Genomic DNA, 21636 nt, shown 5'->3' with positions numbered 1-21636 from the left:
CTGTCACGGTCCTTTGGACCGCCCGTCGTCCCGTACGCCGAGTGAGCCGAATACCGTTTGCTCGCGCGCGACGAGACCGCCATGCCGCAAGCGGCGGGTGCACTCCGTGCGACCGGCGCCCGTGCCGGTTGCCGGGCCGATTCGCCAATCGATACATGCCGCCCAGACAGCTTCTTCGAACGATTTCCTCATGCGATTGCGCGCCGCGCGTGAGCCGTCTCGCCGCGGCGCTAATCGCCGTGCCGGGCCTGATGCCGGCGGTTTCGCACGCACAATTGACCGGAGCGGCGGCGCTGCCGCAACAGATCGACGCGCCTTGGGGTTTGCGGCTCGCGCCGCAGATCGAAGCGCATCCGCTCGCGCCGGGCACCGCCGCGGCCACATTCGTGCTCGGCGATCACACGAGCGGCACGACCGAACGCGATCTCGCGGCCAAGGGCGCCGCCGAGGTGCGCCGTAACGTATCGGTTGTCAAAGCCGACGCGCTTCATTACGATCAGGACACGGACACCGCCGACGCCTACGGCAACGTGCGCCTCGTCAATAATGGCGTGCTGTTCGCCGGCCCCGAAGCGCATATCAGAGTCGAAGCGAACCAGGGCTACATGCCCGCGCCGAAATATCACTTTGCGATACGCGGCGGCTCCGGCAGCGCGAAACGCGTCGAGCTGCTCGACAGCGAGCGCTCGGTGTTCACGGACGGTACGTACACGGCGTGCCAGTGCGAGACACACCCTGCCTGGTACATTCGCGGTTCGACGTTCGATTTCGATACGGGAGCGGACGAGGGCGTCGCGCACAACGGCGTGCTGTTCTTTCAGGGCGTGCCGATCTTCGCGAGCCCCTGGTTGTCGTTTCCGTTGAGCGGTGAGCGGCGCAGCGGGCTGTTGCCGCCGGTTTTCTCGATGGGCTCGACCAACGGCATCGAATTCGCGCAGCCGTATTACTTCAACATCGCGCCCAATCGCGATTTGACCGTGACACCACGGTATCTCTCGAAGCGCGGCGTGCAAACGCAAGCGACGTTCCGTTATCTTTCGCCGACTTACGCGGGCACGTTCACGGGCGAGTATCTGCCGAACGATGCCATCAAGCATCGTGACCGTTACGCGATCTATTGGCGACACAGCCAGAATCTCGGCAGCGGGTTTGGCGCTTACATCAACTACAACAAGGTGTCGGACGACACCTACTCGCAGGACCTGGCGTCGAGTACCAGCCAGTTCCTCGTGGGTACGCAAATCGTCTATCAGCAAGAAGCCGGCCTCACCTACACGAACGGTCCGTGGTCGGTGCTCGCGCGTGAGCAGCATTGGCAATCGCTCTCGAGCGCATCGACGCCCTATGGGCGCGAGCCGCAGTTGAACGTCAAATACACGAAGTACAACGTCGGCGGCTTCGACTACGGCGTGGAAGGCGATTTCACCCGCTTTCGTATTACGGCCGACAACGCGACGGAAGGCGATCGGGTGATGTTCAACCCGTACGTTTCGTACGGGCTCATCGGTCCGGGTTACTTCGCGGTGCCCAAAGTGCAGATGCACTTCGCGTCGTACAACTTGTCGAATATCGGCGTTGGTGCGCCTGCCGGGCAGCCCAAGAATTTCACCGAATCCGTTCCGACCGTCAGCTTCGACACCGGGCTGATTTTCGAACGTTCGATACGGCTTTTCGGTGAAGACTATATTCAGACGTTGGAGCCGCGGATCTACTACGTCTATACGCCGTACCGCAATCAGAACGCCGCGCCGCTTTTCGATACGGCGGAGTCCGACTTCGGTTTGGCGGAAATCTTTACGCCGAACACGTTCGTCGGCAACGACCGTATCGCGGACGCGAACCGCATCACCGCCGGGCTCACCACGCGCTTCATCAATCCGTCGACGGGCGATGAGCGGGCGCGTTTCGTGATTGCGCAGCAATACTATTTCCGCGATCAGCGTGTTACGCTCGATTCGACCACCGTGCCGTCGGCGGCGAGCCATTCGGACCTGATTGCCGGCGCGGCCATCAAGCTCGGTGCCGGTTTCGCCTCGGAAACGGCGTTCCAATATAATGCGGACCAGAACCAGCTCGTGCGCTCGAGTATCGGTTTTGGCTTCAGCCCGGACGCGCGCAAGGTCATCAACGTGGCCTATCGCTATACACGGGCCAACCCGACGCTCAGCAACCAGCCGATCAACCAGTTCCTGATTTCAGGGGAATGGCCCATCACGCGGCGGCTTTATGGGGTCGGGCGAGCCAACTACGACATGGTCGGACACCGCCTTGTCGACGGGCTCGTAGGCTTACAATACGATGCCGATTGCTGGACGCTCGGCGTCGGTCTGCAGCGCTATGCGAGCGGTTTGACATCGACGAATCAAGCGCACACCGCCACGCGCGTGCTCGCGCAATTGACGTTAAAGGGGCTGTCGAAGGTCGACAACGGACTGACCGCGGCGTTCAGGGCCAGCGTGGCCGGCTATATGCCGCCGCCGCCGCCCGAACCGCCACTTTCCCAGTTTTCCGATTATCAATGAGACACGGCGGGTATGCGCAGCATGCATCCCGCACAACGGGGCAGGGCAGGCGTTAGACGGCCCGATATGAATGGAGTAGCTGTGGCAATCACGAATATGCAACGCTTGGCAATGCTCGCGGCCGGTATCGGCGCCGCTCTCGTCCTCGTGCCGGCGCAGCCGGCCCTGGCTCAGGCGCTGACCGGGCAAGGTGCGCAAGCCGCGCCGCGCGCCCGCAGCGCGCAGGCGGTGGATTCCGTCGCCGCGGTGGTCAACGACGACGTCATCACCGAGCGCGAGTTGCAAACGCGTGTCGATCTGATCACGCGTCGGCTGCGGCAGCAAAACGCGCCCGTGCCGCCGGCGGATCAGCTGACGCGCCAAGTGCTCGATCAAATGGTGCTCGAGCGCGTTCAATTGCAACGTGCGAAGGAAGACGGCATTACGATCGACGACGCCGCCGTGCAGGCCACGCTACAGCGTCTTGCCCAGGCGAACAACATGCCGATCGAGATGTATCGTGCGCGTCTGGAAGCGCAAGGGGTGCCGTGGTCCGTATTTACGAACGACGCGCGCACCGAGCTGACGCTCTCGAAGCTGCGCGAGCGCGAAGTGGACAGCAAGATCACCGTATCCGATGCGGAAGTCGCGAACTACATCGCCAGCCAGCGCGGGCCGGACGCGAAGGCGCAACAGGACCTGCGCATCGAGCACATTCTCGTCAAGGTGCCGGACGATGCCTCGCAAGACGCGCTCGCGGCTGCGCAGAAAAAGGCCCAGGCGATTCTCGATCGCGCCAAAGGTGGCGCGAAGTTCGAGTCGCTCGCGAAGGACGAATCGCAGGCTGACGACGCCAAAAAAGGCGGCGATCTCGGCTTTTTGTCGCCTTCGAAGCTGCCCGAGGAGTTCGTGAAGGCGTCGTCGCAATTGCGCCCGGGCGAGCTGAGTCCCGACCTCATTCGGACGGCGAGCGGTTTTGAGATCGTGCGCCTCGTCGATCGCCGCACCGGCGTGGGTGGCTCGGTCGGCGACGCCCCCAAGCTCGTGCAGACGCACGTGCGCCATATCCTGCTGCGCGTTGGCCAGGGTGGCGTGTCCGAGCTGCAGGCCCGCGAGGAAGCGCTCAAGATCCGTCAGCAGGTCGAAGCCGGCGGGGATTTCGCGAAGTTTGCCCGTTCCTATTCACAAGACGGCTCGGCCTCGCAAGGCGGCGACCTCGGCTGGATCAGCCCCGGCGAGACAGTGCCCGAGTTCGAGCGGGCAATGAACAATCTGAAAGACGGCGAAGTGAGCATGCCGGTGCGTACCGAATACGGGTATCACGTCGTCCAGGTGCTGGGGCGGCGCGACGCGACTGGCTCGATTCAGCAGCAGATGGACCTCGCTCGGCAGGCGATCGGCCAGCGCAAGGCCGAGCAAGCCTACGCCGACTGGCTGCGCCAGTTGCGCGACTCGGCCTACGTCGAATACAAAGCGGGCGGCTCGCTCGCGCAGCAATGAGCCGATAAGCCATGACAAGCGCGTCGCGCCCCCCGCTGCAGATCGCGATCACGACCGGCGAGCCCGCCGGCGTTGGTCCGGAACTGACGGCGATGGCGCTCGCGGGTGCCGCGGCGCACTGGCCCGACGCGCGATTCACGGTGTTCGGCGATGCGGCGCTGATGGCGGCGCGCGCGCGAGTGGTGGGCGTCGATTGGGCCGTGCTTGCTACGGGTGTGGTAGGTACGGCGGGTGCAGGCAGTGCCGCACGCGTGCAAGTGGTCCATTGCCCGCTGGCTGCCGCAGCGGTCGCAGGCAGGTTGGATCCGGCGAACGGACGCTATGTCCTCGGCCTGCTCGATGGTGCGATCGACGGCGCGCTGGCGGGCTCGTTCGATGCGATCGTCACTGCGCCGCTGCAAAAGAGCACGATCAACGACGCCGGCGTGCCCTTCACCGGTCACACCGAGTACTTGGCGGCGCGCACCGGTGCGCCGCGCGTCGTGATGATGCTCGCGGGCACCGGCACGCGCCCGCTGCGCGTGGCGCTCGCAACGACGCACGTGCCGCTCAAGGACGTGCCGGCAGCGCTGAGTATCGACGGCCTCGTCGAGACGCTTGCGATCATCGACCACGATTTGCGGCGCGATTTCGGCTTGCCGGTGCCGCGCATTCTCGTCACGGGCCTCAATCCTCATGCGGGCGAAAATGGCTATCTCGGCCGCGAGGAAATCGACGTGATTACTCCCGCGTTGACGCTGGCGGACAAGCGCGGAATCGATGCGCGCGGCCCCTATCCGGCCGATACGCTGTTTCAGCCGCGCTATCTCGACCAAGCGGATTGTGTGCTGGCGATGTTTCATGATCAGGGCTTGCCGGTGCTCAAATATGCGACGTTCGGCACCGGCGTGAACGTGACGCTCGGCTTGCCGATTATCCGCACTTCGGTCGATCATGGAACGGCGCTCGACTTGGCCGGCACAGGCCGCGCCGATGCCGGCAGCCTGATCGCCGCCATCGATACGGCGGTGTCGATGGCACGAAACCGGCGGGGCGGCTGAGCCTGAGCCCAAGCCTCACTTCAAGTTACGCCGCCGCTCGTTTCCGTTTGGTTCGATTTTCCTTTCCGCGCTTTTTTACGTTTTACGACGCAATGTCCACCAGCAGACAGCACCAGGGCCATTTCGCGCGCAAGCGCTTCGGTCAGAACTTCCTCGTCGATATGGGCATCATCGATTCGATCATCAGCGCGATTCGCCCCGTGCGCGGCGAACGCATGGTCGAGATCGGCCCGGGCCTCGGCGCGCTGACCGGGCCGTTGATCGAGCACATTGCGGCGCCGGGCTCGCCGCTGCACGCAGTGGAGCTCGATCGCGACCTGATCGCCCGGTTGCATGAGACCTTTGGCGAGCGCCTGGCGCTGCACGCGGCCGATGCACTGGCGTTCGATTTCGCTTCGCTCGTCGAGACAGCCGAGCGGCCCACACTGCGGATCGTCGGCAATCTGCCTTACAACATCTCGAGCCCGCTGCTTTTTCACCTGATGGCCTGCGCGCCGATCGTCGTCGATCAGCACTTCATGCTGCAAAACGAAGTCGTCGAGCGGATGGTGGCCGAGCCCGGTACGAAGGCGTTCGGACGCTTGTCAGTCATGCTCCAGCATCGCTATTCAATGGACAAGCTGCTGGACGTGCCGCCCGAGTCGTTTCAGCCGCCGCCGAAGGTCGATTCGGCGATCGTGCGGATGATTCCCTATGCGCCCAGCGAACGTCCGTCAGTCGACGAACGGGTATTCGGCGAACTCGTGACGGCCGCGTTTTCCCAGCGCCGCAAGATGCTGCGCAACACGCTTGCGGCTTATCGCGACCGGGTCGACTTCGACGCGCTCGGTTTCGACTTGGCGCGTCGCGCCGAAGATGTGCCGGTCGATGAATACGTGCGCGTGGCGCAGTTGGTGGTGCCGGCGGGCGATGCGGGATGACGTGAGGTCAGTCAGCGGGCTGGGGCTCAATTGCGGCGCGCCGGCACGTTGACGAGTACGATGCCCGCCAACACAAGCATCGACGCGATCAAAAAGCGCACGCTGAAAGATTCTGCAAGCAGCAGCACGCCGAAACCCACACCGAAAAGCGGCGTGAGAAACGAAAACACCGACAACTTGGACGCCGTATAGCGCGTGAGCAGCCAGAACCAGGTCAAGTAGCTGACGAAGGCGACGATCACCGCCTGATAGGCGAGGCTGGCCACGACGAGCGGCGTCACTTGCGCAGCATGCCCTTCGCCCCGTATCAGCGCGAGGGCGACAAGCACCGCGGCTGAAACGGCCAATTGATAAAAAAGTGTCTTGCTGGCGCTGGCATGCGAGAGCGAGGTCGCGCGCACGACCACGGTTGTCGCGGCCCATAGCGCACCGGCCAACACGCCCAGCGCGTCGCCGGCCACGCCCGCGAGCATCGATGTTCCGGGGGCCGGCGGGCGTGTGAAGCCGTCTGCGAATGCGAGGGCAATGCCGCCGAACGCAGCCGTCACGCCGAGCCACTGCAGGGCCCTCATCCGCTCGCCCGGCACAAATACGTGCAGGCCGAGCGCCGTGAAACAGGGCGCTGTGTAGAGGAACACCGCCATGCGCGAAGCGCTCGTCAACGTGAGTCCGAGGAAAATGCAGACGAACTCGCCGGCGAACAGCAGGCCGGCGAGCAAGCCGGCCCCAAGCGTGCCGTCCGCGCGAAAGAGCGGCGTGCCGCGGGCGCGCGCCCAGCCCCAGACAAGCACCGTTGCGATGGCCGAGCGCACGCCCGCTTGCAGCAACGGGCCTACGAGGCCGTTCGTCGATTTGATGGCGACTTGCTGGAAGCCCCAGATCGCGCATAGCACGAGCATCACGACCATGGCGAAACCGTCCGGCGCGCGGCGTATAGAGGGCGCTGACGGGGCAGAGATAGGAGCGGTCGAGGTGTTCATCGTTGGATCGGCAAAAGGCGCGGCGTCGTGAGCGGGGACGGCGGCTGGCGCAAGGTGCGCAGGCCGGATGCCGCGTAACATATCAAAATGTTGTGTTTCGCGCTGGCCATTGCGCGAAACCGCTGCTAGCGAGGCGATAAGCGCAGTCAGCGCTGATCTGGCCGGTTCACTTTTCTCAAAAAACGGGAGGCTAATAATGCGTTTATTGCATACGATGCTGCGAGTCGGCGATCTCGATCGTTCGATCGCTTTTTACACGCAATTGCTGGGCATGAAGGTGCTTCGCCGGCAAGACTATCCCGAAGGGCGTTTCACACTGGCATTCGTCGGCTACACGGACGAAAGCGCAGGAACCGTGCTCGAACTCACCCACAATTGGGACACGAGGGCCTACGAGCTCGGCAACGCATTCGGCCATCTCGCAATCGAGGTCGATGACGCCTATGCGGCTTGCGAAAAGATCAAGGCGCAAGGCGGTACGGTCGTGCGCGAGCCGGGTCCGATGAAGCATGGTACGACCGTGATTGCATTCATCGTCGACCCGGACGGCTACAAGATCGAGTTCATTCAGCACAAGCGCTGAGTGCGTGTTTCGGTGTGTTGTTTGAACCGCGCCGATGACGCCGTTCAGAGCGCGGGCAGCAGTTCCGGCGGATGATGCTTGAGTGTGTGTCGTGCTTCGCGAAATTCGGGGAAGATCGATTCGACGGTCTGCCAAAAGCGCGGGCTGTGATTCATTTCGCGCAAATGGGCGAGTTCGTGGGCGACTACGTAATCGAGCACGCCGAGAGGAAAGTGAATGAGCCGCCAGTTGAGCCGGATACGTCCGTCGCTCGAACAGCTGCCCCAGCGCGTCGCGGCCGACGATAACGCGTAGCCCGCGAACGCCACCCCGAGTTTTTGGGCGTAGACCTCGAGCCGTTCCCCGAAGACGCGCCGCGCTTCGTGTTGCAGCCAACTTTGCACGCGGTCTTTGATCTGCTGGGCGTCGGCGTGTGCAGGTAAGGGAAGCGAGAGCGACGCCGCGTCGGCGTCAAACAACAGCGCCGCATGTGGCGATGCGAGTGTGACCGTCACCGGTTTGCCGAGGTAAGGAATCTGCGCGCCCTCGCACCACTCGATGCGCGGCAGCGCGCGCTGTTCGGTGCGCGTTTGCCATTCGGCCAGTTTTGCCAGAATCCAACGTTCCTTGCCGGCGATGGCCGCTTCGATATCGGCTAACGTGACCCACCGCGGGGCGGTGATCGTCAGGCCGCTGCCATCGATCGCGAAGCCGATCGTGCGCCGCGCCGAGCGCCTGAGACCATATTCGAGCGTGTGCCCGTTCAATGTCAGGCGGCGCGGCTTGGCGCCGGGCGCGAGCCGCGTGGCGTCGGGAGGCACGGGTGCCGCCGTCGGCGTCTGCGTCGGCGTGGCGACATCGCTCGGCGGCTCGGCAAAAAGCGGCAAATCGAGCTGCCGGTTATCGAGCGCTTTGGTAAAACGCGGCGTGGCAGGCTGCTTGGGCATCGGGTTCTGTCGATCGATAACGCGTCTACTGCTTAGGCGAGCACGTGCGGCCCACTGATCAAATAGGTGCTGCTTTTGCGGAGCGGGCCGGCTTCGGCTGTTTTGCGCCGGCGTCGCCACCGCTATTGCCGCCGGTCCCGCCATATGCATCGGGATCGATGCGGCGCATCTCGGCTTCGATCCATGTCTCGACACGCGTATTCACTTCCTCCGGGGAAAGCCCCGCTGTTTCGATCGGCTTGCCGATCGAAACCGTCACGACACCCGCATACTTGAAGAACGAATTGCGCGGCCAGACATGACCCGCATTGTGCGCGATCGGCACGACACTTGCACCTGCGTCGATCGCGAAACGGGCGCCACCGGTCTTGTACTTGCCTTGCTTGCCGACCGGTGTGCGGGTGCCTTCGGGGAACATGATGACCCAGGCGCCTTCGGCCATGCGGCGACGCCCTTGCTGCACCACGGAGGCGAACGCGTATTTACCTTCCTTGCGGTTGATGTGCACCATTTTCAGCATGCCGAGTGCCCAGCCGAAGAACGGCACGTACAGCAACTCACGCTTGAAGACGAAGCAAAGGGGGCGCGGCATCAAGGCCGGCAGAGCGATGGTCTCCCACGCCGACTGATGCTTCGACAGCAGCACGGCCGGGCCGTCCGGCAGATTCTCGCGCCCCTCGACGCGATAGCGGATGCCGTTCAGATACCGCGCGACGGCGAGCGTCGAACGGCACCAGCCGACGGCCATCCAGTAACGCTTGTCGGCCCGCATAAACGGAAAAGCGATGAAGCAGGCCGTCGCGTAGGGCGCCGTGAAGACGATCAGGAAGGCGAGAAGCAAAAGCGAACGAAGAAAGCGCATCGGGATGGTAATTCGGTTGGACTTACTCGTCGCGTTCGGCGAGGAACGTGAGCGCAAAGGCTCTCAGGTCGTCATGAACGCGAGTGCCCTCGGGCAGCGCGCCGGCGGCCAGCGTCTTTTGGCCCTTGCCCGTCAAAACCAGATGCACGGGAAAGCCGAGGGCTGCACCCGCTTGCAGATCGCGCAACGAATCACCGACGACGGGGGTGGCAGCCGGATCGACCTCGAAGCGCTCCGCTATCATCTTCAGCAGGCCGGGCTTCGGTTTTCGGCATTCGCATTGGTCCTCGGCCGTGTGCGGGCAGAAGAACACGGCGTCGATGCGCCCCCCGACGGCAGCGGCCGCTCGCTGCATCTTTGCTTGCATGGCGTTCAGGGCGGCCATGTCGAACAGGCCTCGCCCGATACCCGACTGGTTCGATGCGACAACCACTCGATAACCCGCATGATTGAGCCGCGCAATGGCCTCGAGACTGCCGGGAATCGGGATCCATTCGTCGGCCGACTTGATAAACGAATCGGAATCGACGTTGATGACCCCGTCGCGATCGAGGATGACGAGTTTTTTTGCGGAGGTCATGTCAGCCTCCCGCCGGGCCGCCCCAAGGGGGGGCTGAGGCCCCCTCGGGGGGCAGTGAACGTAAGTGAACGTGGGGGTAGTTCATCAGCCTGCCAGCTTCGAAATATCGGCGACGCAATTCATCTGCGCATGCAACGCGGCCAACAGCGCGAGCCGATTATTGCGCAGCGCCTCGTCCTCGGCATTCACCATCACGTCGTTGAAAAAAGTGTCCACCGGTTCGCGCAGCGCGGCAAGTGCGGACAGCGCACGCGTGTAATCGCGCTTCGCAAGCTGAGACTGAACTGCCGGCGCCACCTTGTCGAGTTGCATGTTCAGCGCTTTTTCAGCGTCCTCCACCAAGAGCCGAGCTTCGACCTTCGATTTGACGCCGGCGTGCGCAGGCGTCACGACGCGCTCCGACTTCCTGAGGATGTTCGAAATCCGTTTGTTGGCGGCCGCCAGCGCTTCGGCTTCGGGCAAGGCCGTGAACTCGCGCACGGCATCCAGACGCGCAACGATGTCGTCCAGCCGCTTCGGCTCGAGGCTCAACACGGCGTCGATTTCGCCGGCCGCATAGCCGCGCTCGCGCAAGAGCCCGCGCAAGCGGTCCATGAAGAACGCGTAGAGCGCGCCGGTCGAGTCGGCCACCGGCTGGTTGGCCGCGCAGGCCGCAAATGTCCCGCACGCAGCCCGCAGCAGTTCGATCAGATCGATCGGCAGTTCGTTTTCAATCAGGATGCGCAGCGTGCCCAGCGCGTGGCGGCGCAGCGCGAATGGGTCTTTCTCGCCGGTCGGCACGAGCCCGATGCCCCAGATGCCGGCCAACGTCTCGAGTTTGTCCGCCAGCGCGACGGTCGTCCCCACGCGCGTGGAGGGCAGCGCATCGCCAGAAAAGCGCGGCCGATAATGCTCGCTGCAGGCAAGCGCGACGTCCTCGTCCTCGCCGTCGTGGCGCGCATAGTACGTGCCCATCGTGCCTTGCAGTTCCGGAAATTCGCCGACCATCTCGGTCAGCAAATCCGCTTTTGCGAGATAAGCGGCGCGCTCGGCTTTGACCGGGTTCGCACCGACCAGCGGCGCAATCAGGCCCGCCAGCGCCACCAGGCGCTCGACGCGTGCGAGCTGCGAGCCGAGCTTGTTGTGATAGACGACGTTCGCAAGCAGTGGAACGCGCGCGTCGAGCGGCTTTTTCTTGTCCTGCTCGAAGAAGAACTTGGCGTCAGCCAGGCGCGGCCGCACCACGCGCTCGTTGCCTTCGACGATCTCGCCGGGCGTAGCGGTCTCGATGTTCGAGACGATCAGAAAGCGCGAGCGCAGCTTGCCTTCCGAATCGGTCAACGCGAAGTACTTCTGATTCGTCTGCATCGTCAGAATCAGGCACTCTTGCGGCACTTGCAGAAACTCGTCCTCGAACCGGCATGCGTAGATGGCCGGCCATTCCACGAGTGCGGTCACTTCGTCGAGCAGCGCATCGGGCATGACGATTTCATCGCCTCCCGCCTGCGCGGCTAACTGGGTGACGATGCGCTCGCGGCGTTCGGCAAAGTTCGCGATCACGTGGCCCTTGGCCTTAAGCGTGGCCGCGTAGTCGTCGGCGTGGAGTATCGCGACGAGCCCATCGGACAGGAACCGGTGGCCGAGTGTCGTATCGGCGGCGTCGATACCGAACGCGGTGACCGGAACGACGGCCTCGCCGTGCAACACGGTGAGCCGCTGAACCGGGCGCACGAACTGCACCGGCGTGCCGTCCGGGCGCTGGTATGACATCACTTTCGGAATCGGCAGCTTGGCGAGCGCCTCGTCGAGCGCGGCTTGCAAGCCCTCGGCAAGCGTTGCGCCCGGGGCCGAATAGCGCAGAAAGAACGACTCGGCTTTACCGTCTTGCGTGCGCTCGAGTTGATCGATCGTCATATCGGGAAAGCCGAGCGCCGCGAGCTTCTTGGCAAGCGGCGCGGTGGGCCGGCCGTTTTCATCGAGCGCGACCGAGACCGGCAGCACTTTTTCGCGCACCTGCTTTTGCGGTGCGACCGCGCGCACATGCTTGATGACGACGGCCAGGCGGCGCGGCGTGGCAAAGCGCTCGAACGACGGTTCGCCGTCGATCAGCTCGCGCGCGGCGAGCCGTTCGACGAGGCCGGTGGCAAAAGCGTCGCCGAGCCGCGCAAGCGCTTTGGGCGGCAATTCTTCGGTCAGCAGTTCGACGAGCAGGGTGGCGTGTGCGGTTTGATTCATCTTGTCGTGTCTCGTCATTTCTCGTCGATCGCGCGCTCGACCTTGAGCGGCGGCGCCCATGCGGGCTGCGCGGCATCCTGCTCGTCGGTCGTGAGGCCGCGCATGCCATGCACGGGATTGCCGAGCATCGGGAAGCCGAGCTTTTCGCGCGATTCGTAATAGGCTTGCGCGACGAGACGCGACAGCGCGCGAATGCGGCCGATGTAGGCGGCACGCTCGGTCACCGAGATGGCGCCGCGCGCATCGAGCAGGTTGAACGTGTGAGCCGCTTTGAGCACGAGTTCGTAGCCGGGTAGCGCGAGTTGCGTGTCGATCATGCGCTTGGCTTCCGCTTCGTAGCTTGCAAAGAGCGTGAAGAGCAGATCGACGTTGGCATGCTCGAAATTGTAGGTCGATTGCTCGACTTCGTTTTGATGATAGACATCGCCATACGTCAGGCGGCGCAGTTCGGGGCCGCTCGGGCCGGCTTCTTCCCATTCGGTCCAGACGAGGTCGTAGACGTTCTCGACCTTTTGCAGGTACATCGCGAGCCGCTCCAGCCCATAGGTGATTTCGCCGAGCACGGGTTTGCAGTCGAGGCCGCCGACTTGTTGAAAGTAGGTGAACTGCGTGACTTCCATGCCGTTTAGCCAGACCTCCCAGCCGAGGCCCCAGGCGCCGAGCGTCGGGTTTTCCCAATCGTCTTCGACGAAGCGCACGTCGTTTTGCTTCAGATCGAAACCGAGCGCCTCGAGCGAGCCGAGATAGAGGTCGAGGATGTTTTCGGGGGCCGGCTTGAGCACGGCCTGATACTGGTAGTAGTGCTGCAGGCGATTGGGGTTGTTGCCGTAGCGGCCATCCTTCGGGCGACGCGACGGTTGGACGTACGCGGCGCGCCACGGCTCCGGGCCGACGGCGCGCAAGAACGTGTGGACGTGCGACGTGCCGGCGCCCACTTCCATGTCGATCGGCTGAAGGAGCGCGCAACCCTGTTGGTCCCAATAGGATTGCAGCGTCAGAATGATTTGCTGAAACGTGAGCATGTCGTGCCTTTTGCGGCGGGGCAGCTAAGGGAGCCGGATATCGGTTCCGGGGTTCTCGGTTTCGGCCGCGCCGATGGCGCCTTTCGTGGCGCGAACGCGGGCGGCCGGCGCGAAGCACCAGCCGTCGGCTGCTAAAACGATGAATTTTACCGGATTGGGGCGCGCTCGGGCTTTTTGCGAACGGCAACTCGGGCTTCGACATCAACCCGCTGACAACCTGAGCCGAGCTCGGCGTCACGCATGACGGTATCCCAAGCGCTGCGATAACGAAGTTCGCTTCTGCGGCGAGTTCGTCGCGCACATATCACGTGTGTGCGATCGGAATGGTAGGTTTCGCGCTAGATCGCGTTTTTTCCACGCGAGTACCAGGTTGCATATGGCGGATATCTCACGGCGCTTGCCACCCACGGCGCAGCCCATACAAGCGCGAAACTCCGAGCCCGGGGATATTGATGCCGCGTTGCCATCTCCTTCGCGGCTCGAGCCTCGAGAGGATCTGCGCGAATTGCGAGGCCTCGAAGGTGCACCGTTGTCTCAATCACGCCCGCGCGCTCGCTTCAGCGCCAGGGATCCTGAATCAACGGAGGGCGCTGCGCGCGTGTCGCCGCCACACCAGCGTCCAGCGCCGCCGTCGGATGCGCCTGCCGAGGGCCGCTCACCACTGGGTGCCGAGCGGCGTGAACTCGATTTGAGCGTGCTTTCAGCCGATGCTTGTTTTGCGTCTCCTCCCGAAATCGACGGCGCGTCGGCCTCGGCCATCACATCGCTGCGCTTGCCTGAGGGATTGCGTAATTTGCCCCACTGGGTATCGTCGCTGCAGAACTTGACGCATCTCTATGTGGGCGTATTTCTGGGAAACACGCTCGCGACCGACAACTGCCGACTAGAGCAGATCCACCTGGACGCAAGTGCGGGGCGCGTTCGCACGGTTCAGACGCAATCCCCTACGGCCACGGTGTACCACCGGCGCGATGGACCTAGTTTGGTCAAGGTTACGGCGCGCTACCTGAATCCGCAAACGGGTGAGACGACGACGGAAGCTGCCATCGGGCACACCTATCGCGCCGCGGGGCCCGACGGCAGGATCGACGAGCGAAATCTGAACTTGCAGGCCATGTTTCCAGGGGGAGAAGAGCGGATCTCGTGCATGGAGTTGGCGACGCACCAAGTCCACCGCTTGATGGCACATCGCGCGGCGCCCAATGGCTCAGAGTCATATGCTGATGAATGGGCACGCACGATGGGTACGGCGCAAGCGATTGCCGCAGCGGTTGATCCTGCGGCGCGAAAGCGTTTCGTCGAGATAACGACGAAGGCTCCCGAAGCCGCTATTGTTGCCCATGCGATGTGGGGGCGGTTCATGAAGGACCAGTTTGAGAGCCTCTCATCCGGGCGGCAGAGACATTTTCTGATCAGCAGCGATCGGCACGTGATGTCGTTGGAGCTTGCTGTCAGGCAGACGCCAGGCGGCCAGCGTTACATTGCTTCGCTCTATGATCCCAACGAGACGTCGACGCGTCGCCGGATCATCGAGGACGACTTGGAGCAAGTCGGGCGGTGGAGCATCGAGACCCTGATGTCGACGGGGCAAGTGGCCGATTCTTTTGGCCCGAGCTTTTATGCGGGTCAAGAATTGATGAGCCACGGAGTCGCTCATTTCATTGCCGTGCCCGAAAGTTTTCATGAACGCCCCATGACGGAGCCGATCTTCAGCGACGACCCTGGCCCCCGGGTATTGCGCGAGTACATCGGTGCGGACGATATCGCCGATCCCTATCGGATACATTTGTTGTCCGACCATGGGGCGCTGACGGCTGCAACGTTACGAGAAGCCGTCGCTCGGTGCCCCAGCAAGTATGAAAAGCAGCAAATGCTCAGATGTTGGAGCATGTCCGGGCCCGGTCTTTTGCTCGCGATGGCAGGGGGGCATGTTGGGACAGTCGAGGCGTATGGAGAGGTAGCGCTCGAGGGGCTCGAAGCGGGCTGGCTGACGGGCAAGACGTTCATCGAACTGCTGACTGCGCGCAATCCTGCTGAGATCAAATCTCTTACCTTGGCGGCTGACGCGGGTCATGCGGCGGTGATCGATGCCTGGGGCAGGATTTTCTTCGATGCTTGGCGGACAGGACGAATCAGCGCGACGGATGCGAGGGCTGTGTTGGTTCAAACATACGAGGGCTTCTCGGCCTTGTATTGTGCAATGGATTCCGATCGCGCCGGTGCGATACGCGCATTGTGCGAGATAGCGATAAAAGCACGAGAAGAGGGCGCCCTGACGCACGGCGAGTACATCAATTTCCTCACCGCGATTGCTGACGACGGTACGCCCGGTTTCTCCGCCATGATGCAGTTTGCCTCCGCGGACTCCATCGAGGCCTGGGAGGCGACGCTCGGCGATCCGCGGCACGCCGATGAGGCGACGCCCGATGAACTGATGCGGTTGTTGGAAGCGAAAGACGCCGACCACATTCCGGCGGCGCATTATGCGTTGACGGGGGGCAACGCCGAGCGATTTCGCGCGCTTGGCAAGTTGCTCTTAGGCGTACCCGGCCAACGTTTGTCGCAAGAACAAATTGGGCATCTGCTTAAAGCAAAAAATGGCGACGGCGTCACTGGCATCGAGGCAGCAAAAGCGGCCGGGCATGGGCCAGTGCAAGCGGCATTCAATGATGTCGTTCGGGCTATGCAGGAACGAGAGCGGCTCGGCGAAGACTTGGCACGTGAGCTTTTAAGCTAGCGACGCGCCGCGAAGGCTTCGCTACCGAAGCGAACCGACAAGTCCACGAGCACGATGAGTGCGATCTATGCAGTCGCTGTACTCAGCGAATACCATCGCCGCCGCGCCGATGGCGTCGGCGCACAAACCCAAGCGCCAGCAACACGAGCGACCCGATCAACACCGCGCTGTTGCCGGCCGTGATGTAAGGCGTGCGGCCGGTCATCCCTTGTACTGCGACATCGAGCGATCCAAGCGTCAATGCAGGCAGCCGTGCCGTGATGCGGCCCCTTGCATCGATGGCCGCCGTCGTGCCGGTATTCGTCGCGGCGACGAGCGGCCGACCGGTCTCCAGCGTGCGCATGCGTGCCATTTGCAGATGCTGATCGAGCGCGATCGTATTGCCGAACCATGCCAGGTTCGAGACGTTGACGAGCATGCTCGCAGGCCTGGCCGCCTCGCGCAGATTGCGGGCGATTTCCTCGCCGAAGATGTCCTCGTAGCAGATATCGACATCGACACGCTGGTTGCGGACCTGGAACGCGGGCTGCACCGGCTTGCCGCGCGCGAGATCGCCGAGCGGGATATTCATCAGTTGTACGAACCAATGAAAGCCCCAAGGGACGAATTCGCCGAACGGCACGAGGTGGTGTTTGTCGTAGCGGTATAGCAGGTTGACCTTCGGGGTGATGCCGAAGAGGCTGTTGGTCGGATCGATCATTCGGCCGTCGGGCGTAATGGTGGCGCCAAACCCGCCCAGCAGAATCGACGAGCCGGTGCTGTCGGCGAATGTGCGCACCGCTCGGCCGAACGGCTCGGGAAACTGCTGCGGCAACAGCGGCACGGCGGTCTCCGGCGTGATGATCAGATCGGCCGGTTTTTCCGTAATCATTCGTTGATAAAGCGCGACGGCCGCCGTGACGCCGGCCTCGTCGAACTTCATCTCCTGCTTCACGTTGCCCTGGAGGATGCGCACCGACAGCGGCCCATCGGCCGGCGTTGTCCAACTCACGCCCGCGAGCGCGATGCCGCACGCGAGCAGCGCGCACGCGGCCAGCGCCGGCAGCAGAGCCGGCCGGCGTCGCCCCTGACCCATCATCAGCGCATGCAGTGCCTGCACGACGAGTGCGGCAGCCAACGCCGCCATCCAAGCTACGCCGTACACGCCGCCCAGCGCCGCAAAGCCTGCGAGTGGCCCGTCGACTTGCGCGTAGCCGCTCGCCAGCCACGGAAAGCCGGTGAAAACGGTGCCGCGTAGCCATTCGCCGAGCGCCCAGGCGCTGGCGAATGCGAGCGCGCTGTACCAGCCCGCCATCACTCGCTGTGCCGCGTCCCCGCTCCCGCTATCGGCGCGTGCGGCGCATCGCGACCACAGCCCCGCGGCCAGCGCCGGATACAGCGCGAGATAGAGCGAGAACAGCACGAGGGCGGCGCCGGCCAGCGGCGCGGCCATGCCGCCGTAATCGTGCATGCTGACGTAAAGCCACCAGACACCCGTCACGAAGTTGCCGAAGCCGAATGCGCCGCCCGTCAGCGCAGCGCTTTTCCAGCCCGTCGTGCGCGTGAGCCAAGCGTAAAGAAAGGCGAGCAGCGCGAGTGCGAGCCAGCCGCCGTGCGGTGTCGGCGCGAACGAAAGCGTGTTCAGCGCGCCGGCGGCCAGCGCGACCAGATAGTGCCAGCGCGGCAGCGCGCGCGCGTCAAACAACGTGGGGCGTGCCGCGTGGGTGGCGCCAGGCGCCGCGCGCGCGTGGCGCCGCGCGCGGGAGGAAATCGATTCGACCATGAGTGACGCGACGATGGCGGTTAAAAGCAAGACGGATCATTGATGCGGGCCAGCGCTTGGGCGTATAAGCTGCTACCAGCAGCCGATGTAACGCGCTCAAGTCTGAATGTGCAGCGCTTCGCGTTCGCGCTGCCCGGCGAGCGGATCGCGGCGCACGAGCAGCACGTGAATCTGGCGCGCATCGCCGCGCAGGATCTCGAATATCAGATCGTCGATGCGTACATGCTCACCGCGATGCGGCACGCGCCCGAAGTGATGCGTGACGAGCCCGCCGATCGTATCGACTTCGTCATCGGGGAACGCGGTGCCGAACGTCTCGTTGAATTGCGCGATCTCGGTGAGCGCCCGGACCCGGTAGCGTCCGTCCGGCGACGCGATGATGTTGCCGCTTTCCTCGTCGAAGTCGAACTCGTCTTCGATGTCGCCGACGATCTGCTCGAGCACGTCTTCGATCGTGATGAGCCCCGCCACGCCGCCGTACTCGTCGACGACGATCGCGAGATGATTGTGGTTCACCCGAAAGTCGTTCAGCAGCACGTTCAGACGCTTTGCCTCGGGAATGAACACGGCCGGCCGCAGCATGCCGCGCACGTCGAACTCCTCTTCGGCGTAATAGCGCAGTAAATCCTTCGCGAGCAGCACGCCGATCACGTTGTCCCGATTACCCTCAAACACCGGATAGCGCGAGTGAGCCTTTTCCAGTACGGTTGGAATGAACTGCTCGGGGGGCTCGGCGATGTTGATCGCATCCATTTGTGCGCGCGGAATCATGATGTCGCGTGCGCAGAGGTCGGAGACCTGGAAAACGCCTTCGATCATCGACAGGGAATCGGCGTCGATCAGATTGCGTTCGTGAGCGTCCTGGAGGATGTCGAGCAACTCGGCGCGCGTGTCAGGTTCAGGCGAGATGAAGTCAGTCAATCGCTCGAGCAGCGAGCGTTTTTCGTGCGGCTTGTCGGGATGTCGGCGACTGGGATAGGAGTCGTTCATGGCGATGCGCCCGCGACGGCCGGGCGCGTGGTAAACGGAAAGTCAAGGATACACTAGCGACGTGATGCCCCTACGCGCCAGCTCCATTACAGTCGCGCCACGCGACGCCTTTTTTTGAGATGGGCGCGCTGTAACTGCATCGATTTTCTACCTTTTTACACGAAGAAATTATGTCGGAAGAATTCGAAGTCCGCGGGCCGCACGAGGAAGCCGTCGAACATGTGGCGCACGGTCATCATCAGCCGGCGCTGGACCCGTTCGCCGGACGCGTCGCCGTGATGACCGCGATCCTGGCGACGATCGGTGCGGTCTTTTCGTATCAGGGTGGGTCCACCGAGGGGCTCGCGCTTTTTTACAAGAATGAGGCGGCCATTCGAAAGACGGAAGCTGCTAACCAATGGAGTTACTACCAGGCCAAGGGCGAAAAGCAGAACCTCGCCGAGCTTGGTGCCGCGCTGAGCCCGGCGGATGCGAAGGTCAGCGCGAAATTCGCGGCCGATGTCGCGAAATACGCGCAACAGAAGACCGCCATTCGCGAACACGCCGAAACGCTCGAAAAAGGTGTGCTCGAAGCCGATGCGGCCAGCGAGCGGCAACTGCATTTGCACCACCGTTGGGCGCAGGCGACGACGCTCACGCAAGTGGCCATCTCGCTCGCCGCGATTACGCTGCTGACGCGCCGCCGCTGGCTGTTGGCTGGCGCGTTTGCGGTGGCGGGCGCGGGTGCGCTCGTCGGCGTGGCCGCTGTAATGGGTGTTTGAGTGCGCTCGGGCGCTATTCGTCGAGGCAGCGTTTGAGCAACGCTTCCAGCGCGCGGTCCGGCATCCCGCTTTCGCGCAACGCGTCGACGGTGCGGCTCACATACTCGAGCGTCGTGCCATAGCGGCCGCGCGCGCAGCCGAAGACGGTTTTCACGATCGAATCGGGCAGCTTGCCGGTGTAGGTCGGCACGTCGCGGCGCATGACGAACGCGAGCGCGTCGACGCTGCGCCCATCGGCGAGCGCGCACGGCAGCCAGGCCGGCCGATACGAGCCCATCATCATCTCGCGTTGCCACAGCGCGCGCAGATGCGGCATCGCACTCGCGCCATCGAGGCGAAACGCAATGCCGGTACACGAGCCGCCGCGATCGAGCGCCAGCACGAGGCCCGGCTCCTCGGGCGTGCCGCGGTTCACGCGTGACCACAGATAAAGCCCGCGGTGATACCCGCGCACCCGCCCGCGAATCGTTTCCGCAGCTGGCATGCCAGGGTTCCAGATCAGCGAGCCATAGCCGAATAGCCAAAGATCGCTGGTGCCGTCCCAAGCGCTAAGCGTGCGGGCGAGCGAGGCGGCCAGTTCTTCGTCGGAAAGCAGGCGCGCTTCGCCGAGCGCAGGCGGGTAACCGTCGCATGAAGGCGGCGTATCGTCGTCGGGATCGGGGCGGGCGGCGAAGGACATGGTGGCGGCGCAGCGCGATGAAAAGAGAGCGAGAGGAAAAAAGGACGTTGTCAGCGGGACGCTTTCAGCGCTCGAGATAGGGGGCTGCGTAGCCGAGCGCACCGAGGACCTCGGTTTCGATCGCTTCCATTTCCCGCGCTTCGTCTTCATCCTCGTGATCGTAACCCTGCGCGTGCAGCGTGCCGTGCACGATCATGTGCGCGTAATGGGCTTCGAGCAGCTTGCCTTGTTCGGCCGCTTCGCGCTCGATCACGGGGCAACAGACGACGATGTCGCCCGTGACCGGTTCGTCGGGCGACTCGCTGTAAGCGAACGTCAGCACGTTCGTCGCGTAGTCTTTGCCACGATAGGTGCGGTTGAGCAGGCGGCCCTCGTCGGCATCGACGAAACGCAGTGTCAGCGCACCATCGGCGAACAGCGCCGCCTTGACCCAGCGGGTGACGCGCGCGCGCGTGAGCAGCGCCTTGTGGTCTGGATGAGCCTTGGCTGCCGGAAATTGCAGCGTCAGTGTCAGGCGGGCTGCCGGCATCAGCGGCTGTCGGACGGGCGAGCGTCCTGGTTGTTCGTGTGCGCGTCGTACGCTTCGACGATGCGGGCCACCAGCGGATGACGCACCACGTCGGCACTCGTAAAGCGGGTGAGCGCGATGCCGCGCACATTCGCCAGCACCTGCTGCGCTTCGATCAAGCCGCTTTTCGCGCCGCGCGGCAAATCGACCTGCGTCGTATCGCCGGTCACCACCGCTTTCGATCCGAAACCGATGCGCGTGAGGAACATCTTCATCTGCTCGGGCGTGGTGTTTTGCGCCTCGTCGAGGATGATGAACGCGTGGTTCAGCGTGCGCCCGCGCATGTACGCAAGCGGAGCGATTTCGATCATCTGCCGCTCGAACATTTTGGCCGTCTTGTCGAAGCCGAGCAGATCGTAGAGCGCGTCGTAAAGCGGGCGCAGGTAAGGGTCGACTTTCTGGGCGAGGTCCCCCGGCAGGAAGCCGAGCCGCTCGCCGGCTTCGACGGCCGGCCGCGTCAGCACGATCCGCTTGACCTGATCGCGCTCCAGCGCATCGACGGCGCAGGCCACGGCCAGATAGGTCTTACCCGTGCCGGCTGGCCCGACGCCGAACGTCACGTCGTGCGAGACGATTTGCTTGAGGTAGTCGCGCTGCGCCGGCGTGCGCCCGCGTAAATCCGCGCGGCGCGTATAGAGCTTCGGGCCGAGTTCTTCCGCGTCTTCCTCGTCGAGGCCCGCGGGTTCGTCGAACGGGTGATCGGGGTCGTAGCGCATGGCCGTTTCGCGTCGCTCGCCGCCGGCATGACGCGCTTCGACGAGCGCGAGTTGGATGTCATCCACCGAAAGCGGCTCGCCTGCCCGGTTGTAAAACGTTTCGAGCGCACCGAGTGCGAGTTTGGCGCCGCGCCCGCGAATCGCGATGCGATTGCCGCGCCGCTGCAGCGTGACGTCGAGCGCTTGCTCGATTTGGCGCAAGTTCTCGTCGACGGGGCCACACAGGTTGGCAAGGCGTGCGTTGTCGTCGCGCGGCGCGGTGAATTCCAGCGGTTGGGCAGTCTTCAAGGCCAAT

At 63.7% G+C, this 21636-nt stretch carries 19 protein-coding genes; 7 read left to right on the top strand and 12 right to left on the bottom strand.

Annotation, left to right across the window (positions count from 1 at the left end; translation table 11 throughout):
- Positions 1 to 3: 3 nt before the first annotated feature.
- The gene (locus ACSQ20_RS16900) at positions 4 to 192 is read right to left on the bottom strand and encodes a hypothetical protein (protein WP_436023252.1); all 189 of its coding nucleotides are present in this window, start codon (positions 190 to 192) and stop codon (positions 4 to 6) included.
- Here ACSQ20_RS16900 and ACSQ20_RS16895 point away from each other — a divergent pair.
- The 4 genes from ACSQ20_RS16895 (at position 156) to rsmA (ending at position 5961) form a co-directional block, all read left to right on the top strand.
- Entirely contained in the window at positions 156 to 2522 is a 2367-nt protein-coding gene (locus ACSQ20_RS16895) for an LPS-assembly protein LptD (protein WP_436021929.1), read from the top strand. The two genes, ACSQ20_RS16900 and ACSQ20_RS16895, sit on opposite strands and share 37 nt — an antisense overlap.
- A gap of 81 nt (positions 2523 to 2603) precedes the next feature.
- Positions 2604 to 4001, top strand: a complete 1398-nt coding sequence (locus ACSQ20_RS16890) for a peptidylprolyl isomerase (RefSeq protein ID WP_436021927.1) — start codon at positions 2604 to 2606, stop codon at positions 3999 to 4001.
- 11 nt (positions 4002 to 4012) lie between these two features.
- A complete protein-coding gene (pdxA, locus tag ACSQ20_RS16885) occupies positions 4013 to 5041 on the top strand; it encodes a 4-hydroxythreonine-4-phosphate dehydrogenase PdxA (protein WP_436021925.1) in 1029 nt (342 codons plus the stop codon).
- A gap of 92 nt (positions 5042 to 5133) precedes the next feature.
- Positions 5134 to 5961 carry a 16S rRNA (adenine(1518)-N(6)/adenine(1519)-N(6))-dimethyltransferase RsmA gene (gene rsmA, locus ACSQ20_RS16880; RefSeq protein ID WP_436021923.1) on the top strand — a complete coding sequence of 276 codons (828 nt, stop codon included), beginning with the start codon at positions 5134 to 5136 and terminating at the stop codon, positions 5959 to 5961.
- A 26-nt stretch (positions 5962 to 5987) separates the two neighbouring features.
- On the opposite strand, the gene ACSQ20_RS16875 is transcribed toward rsmA, so the two are convergent.
- Positions 5988 to 6941 (bottom strand): DMT family transporter, encoded by a 954-nt coding sequence (locus ACSQ20_RS16875; protein WP_436021921.1) that lies wholly within the window; start codon positions 6939 to 6941, stop codon positions 5988 to 5990.
- Between the two features lie 196 nt (positions 6942 to 7137).
- On the opposite strand from ACSQ20_RS16875, the gene gloA reads away from it, so the two are divergent.
- Positions 7138 to 7524: a lactoylglutathione lyase gene (gene gloA, locus ACSQ20_RS16870; protein ID WP_436021919.1), complete on the top strand. Its 387-nt coding sequence runs from the start codon at positions 7138 to 7140 to the stop codon at positions 7522 to 7524.
- 44 nt (positions 7525 to 7568) lie between these two features.
- Here the strand turns inward: gloA and ACSQ20_RS16865 are convergent, their stop codons facing one another.
- The 5 genes from ACSQ20_RS16865 to glyQ all read right to left on the bottom strand — a co-directional run bounded on the left by ACSQ20_RS16865 (position 7569) and on the right by glyQ (position 13128).
- On the bottom strand, positions 7569 to 8450 hold the full coding sequence (locus ACSQ20_RS16865; RefSeq protein WP_436021917.1) for a M48 family metallopeptidase: 882 nt from the start codon (positions 8448 to 8450) through the stop codon (positions 7569 to 7571).
- 58 nt (positions 8451 to 8508) lie between these two features.
- A complete protein-coding gene (locus tag ACSQ20_RS16860) occupies positions 8509 to 9312 on the bottom strand; it encodes a lysophospholipid acyltransferase family protein (RefSeq protein WP_436021915.1) in 804 nt (267 codons plus the stop codon).
- 22 nt (positions 9313 to 9334) lie between these two features.
- Entirely contained in the window at positions 9335 to 9892 is a 558-nt protein-coding gene (gene gmhB / locus ACSQ20_RS16855; protein WP_436021913.1) for a D-glycero-beta-D-manno-heptose 1,7-bisphosphate 7-phosphatase, read from the bottom strand.
- Between the two features lie 84 nt (positions 9893 to 9976).
- The gene (glyS, locus tag ACSQ20_RS16850) at positions 9977 to 12106 is read right to left on the bottom strand and encodes a glycine--tRNA ligase subunit beta (protein ID WP_436021911.1); all 2130 of its coding nucleotides are present in this window, start codon (positions 12104 to 12106) and stop codon (positions 9977 to 9979) included.
- Between the two features lie 14 nt (positions 12107 to 12120).
- On the bottom strand, positions 12121 to 13128 hold the full coding sequence (gene glyQ / locus ACSQ20_RS16845; RefSeq protein WP_436021909.1) for a glycine--tRNA ligase subunit alpha: 1008 nt from the start codon (positions 13126 to 13128) through the stop codon (positions 12121 to 12123).
- A gap of 598 nt (positions 13129 to 13726) precedes the next feature.
- Here glyQ and ACSQ20_RS16840 point away from each other — a divergent pair.
- A complete protein-coding gene (locus ACSQ20_RS16840) occupies positions 13727 to 15865 on the top strand; it encodes a ShET2/EspL2 family type III secretion system effector toxin (RefSeq protein ID WP_436021907.1) in 2139 nt (712 codons plus the stop codon).
- Between the two features lie 82 nt (positions 15866 to 15947).
- Here the strand turns inward: ACSQ20_RS16840 and lnt are convergent, their stop codons facing one another.
- Both lnt and ACSQ20_RS16830 read right to left on the bottom strand, forming a co-directional pair.
- The gene (gene lnt / locus ACSQ20_RS16835; RefSeq protein WP_436021905.1) at positions 15948 to 17627 is read right to left on the bottom strand and encodes an apolipoprotein N-acyltransferase; all 1680 of its coding nucleotides are present in this window, start codon (positions 17625 to 17627) and stop codon (positions 15948 to 15950) included.
- A gap of 96 nt (positions 17628 to 17723) precedes the next feature.
- Positions 17724 to 18617, bottom strand: coding sequence for an HlyC/CorC family transporter (locus ACSQ20_RS16830; protein ID WP_436021903.1), 894 nt, complete (start codon positions 18615 to 18617; stop codon positions 17724 to 17726).
- Between the two features lie 170 nt (positions 18618 to 18787).
- Between ACSQ20_RS16830 and ACSQ20_RS16825 the strand changes: the two genes are divergently transcribed.
- A complete protein-coding gene (locus ACSQ20_RS16825; RefSeq protein ID WP_436021901.1) occupies positions 18788 to 19378 on the top strand; it encodes a DUF4337 domain-containing protein in 591 nt (196 codons plus the stop codon).
- A gap of 13 nt (positions 19379 to 19391) precedes the next feature.
- On the opposite strand, the gene ACSQ20_RS16820 is transcribed toward ACSQ20_RS16825, so the two are convergent.
- The 3 genes from ACSQ20_RS16820 to ACSQ20_RS16810 form a co-directional block, all read right to left on the bottom strand.
- Complete coding sequence (locus ACSQ20_RS16820) at positions 19392 to 20057, bottom strand: gamma-glutamylcyclotransferase (protein ID WP_436021899.1); 666 nt, start codon at positions 20055 to 20057, stop codon at positions 19392 to 19394.
- Positions 20058 to 20121: 64 nt separating this feature from the next.
- Entirely contained in the window at positions 20122 to 20586 is a 465-nt protein-coding gene (gene ybeY, locus ACSQ20_RS16815) for an rRNA maturation RNase YbeY (protein ID WP_436021897.1), read from the bottom strand.
- Positions 20586 to 21629, bottom strand: a complete 1044-nt coding sequence (locus tag ACSQ20_RS16810) for a PhoH family protein (RefSeq protein ID WP_436021895.1) — start codon at positions 21627 to 21629, stop codon at positions 20586 to 20588. Before ACSQ20_RS16810 ends, ybeY begins: the two co-directional genes overlap by 1 nt.
- Positions 21630 to 21636: the final 7 nt, after the last annotated feature.

Origin of the sequence: Trinickia sp. LjRoot230, from assembly GCF_964253315.1 — a bacterium.
Lineage (GTDB): Bacteria > Pseudomonadota > Gammaproteobacteria > Burkholderiales > Burkholderiaceae > Trinickia.
Note: the sequence above shows the minus strand (reverse complement) of the source record. Positions and strands in the feature narration are given on the sequence as shown.

Excerpts from the sequence above, each read along its gene's own strand:
- ACSQ20_RS16895 (WP_436021929.1), top strand. The coding sequence starts at position 156 with ATGCCGCCCAGACAGCTTCTTCGAACGATTTCCTCATGCGATTGCGCG.
- ACSQ20_RS16900 (WP_436023252.1), bottom strand. The coding sequence starts at position 192 with ATGAGGAAATCGTTCGAAGAAGCTGTCTGGGCGGCATGTATCGATTGG.
- pdxA (WP_436021925.1), top strand. The coding sequence starts at position 4,013 with ATGACAAGCGCGTCGCGCCCCCCGCTGCAGATCGCGATCACGACCGGC.
- rsmA (WP_436021923.1), top strand. The coding sequence starts at position 5,134 with ATGTCCACCAGCAGACAGCACCAGGGCCATTTCGCGCGCAAGCGCTTC.
- ACSQ20_RS16875 (WP_436021921.1), bottom strand. The coding sequence starts at position 6,941 with ATGAACACCTCGACCGCTCCTATCTCTGCCCCGTCAGCGCCCTCTATA.
- gloA (WP_436021919.1), top strand. The coding sequence starts at position 7,138 with ATGCGTTTATTGCATACGATGCTGCGAGTCGGCGATCTCGATCGTTCG.
- ACSQ20_RS16865 (WP_436021917.1), bottom strand. The coding sequence starts at position 8,450 with ATGCCCAAGCAGCCTGCCACGCCGCGTTTTACCAAAGCGCTCGATAAC.
- ACSQ20_RS16860 (WP_436021915.1), bottom strand. The coding sequence starts at position 9,312 with ATGCGCTTTCTTCGTTCGCTTTTGCTTCTCGCCTTCCTGATCGTCTTC.
- gmhB (WP_436021913.1), bottom strand. The coding sequence starts at position 9,892 with ATGACCTCCGCAAAAAAACTCGTCATCCTCGATCGCGACGGGGTCATC.
- glyS (WP_436021911.1), bottom strand. The coding sequence starts at position 12,106 with ATGAATCAAACCGCACACGCCACCCTGCTCGTCGAACTGCTGACCGAA.
- glyQ (WP_436021909.1), bottom strand. The coding sequence starts at position 13,128 with ATGCTCACGTTTCAGCAAATCATTCTGACGCTGCAATCCTATTGGGAC.
- lnt (WP_436021905.1), bottom strand. The coding sequence starts at position 17,627 with ATGGTCGAATCGATTTCCTCCCGCGCGCGGCGCCACGCGCGCGCGGCG.
- ACSQ20_RS16830 (WP_436021903.1), bottom strand. The coding sequence starts at position 18,617 with ATGAACGACTCCTATCCCAGTCGCCGACATCCCGACAAGCCGCACGAA.
- ACSQ20_RS16825 (WP_436021901.1), top strand. The coding sequence starts at position 18,788 with ATGTCGGAAGAATTCGAAGTCCGCGGGCCGCACGAGGAAGCCGTCGAA.
- ACSQ20_RS16820 (WP_436021899.1), bottom strand. The coding sequence starts at position 20,057 with ATGTCCTTCGCCGCCCGCCCCGATCCCGACGACGATACGCCGCCTTCA.
- ybeY (WP_436021897.1), bottom strand. The coding sequence starts at position 20,586 with ATGCCGGCAGCCCGCCTGACACTGACGCTGCAATTTCCGGCAGCCAAG.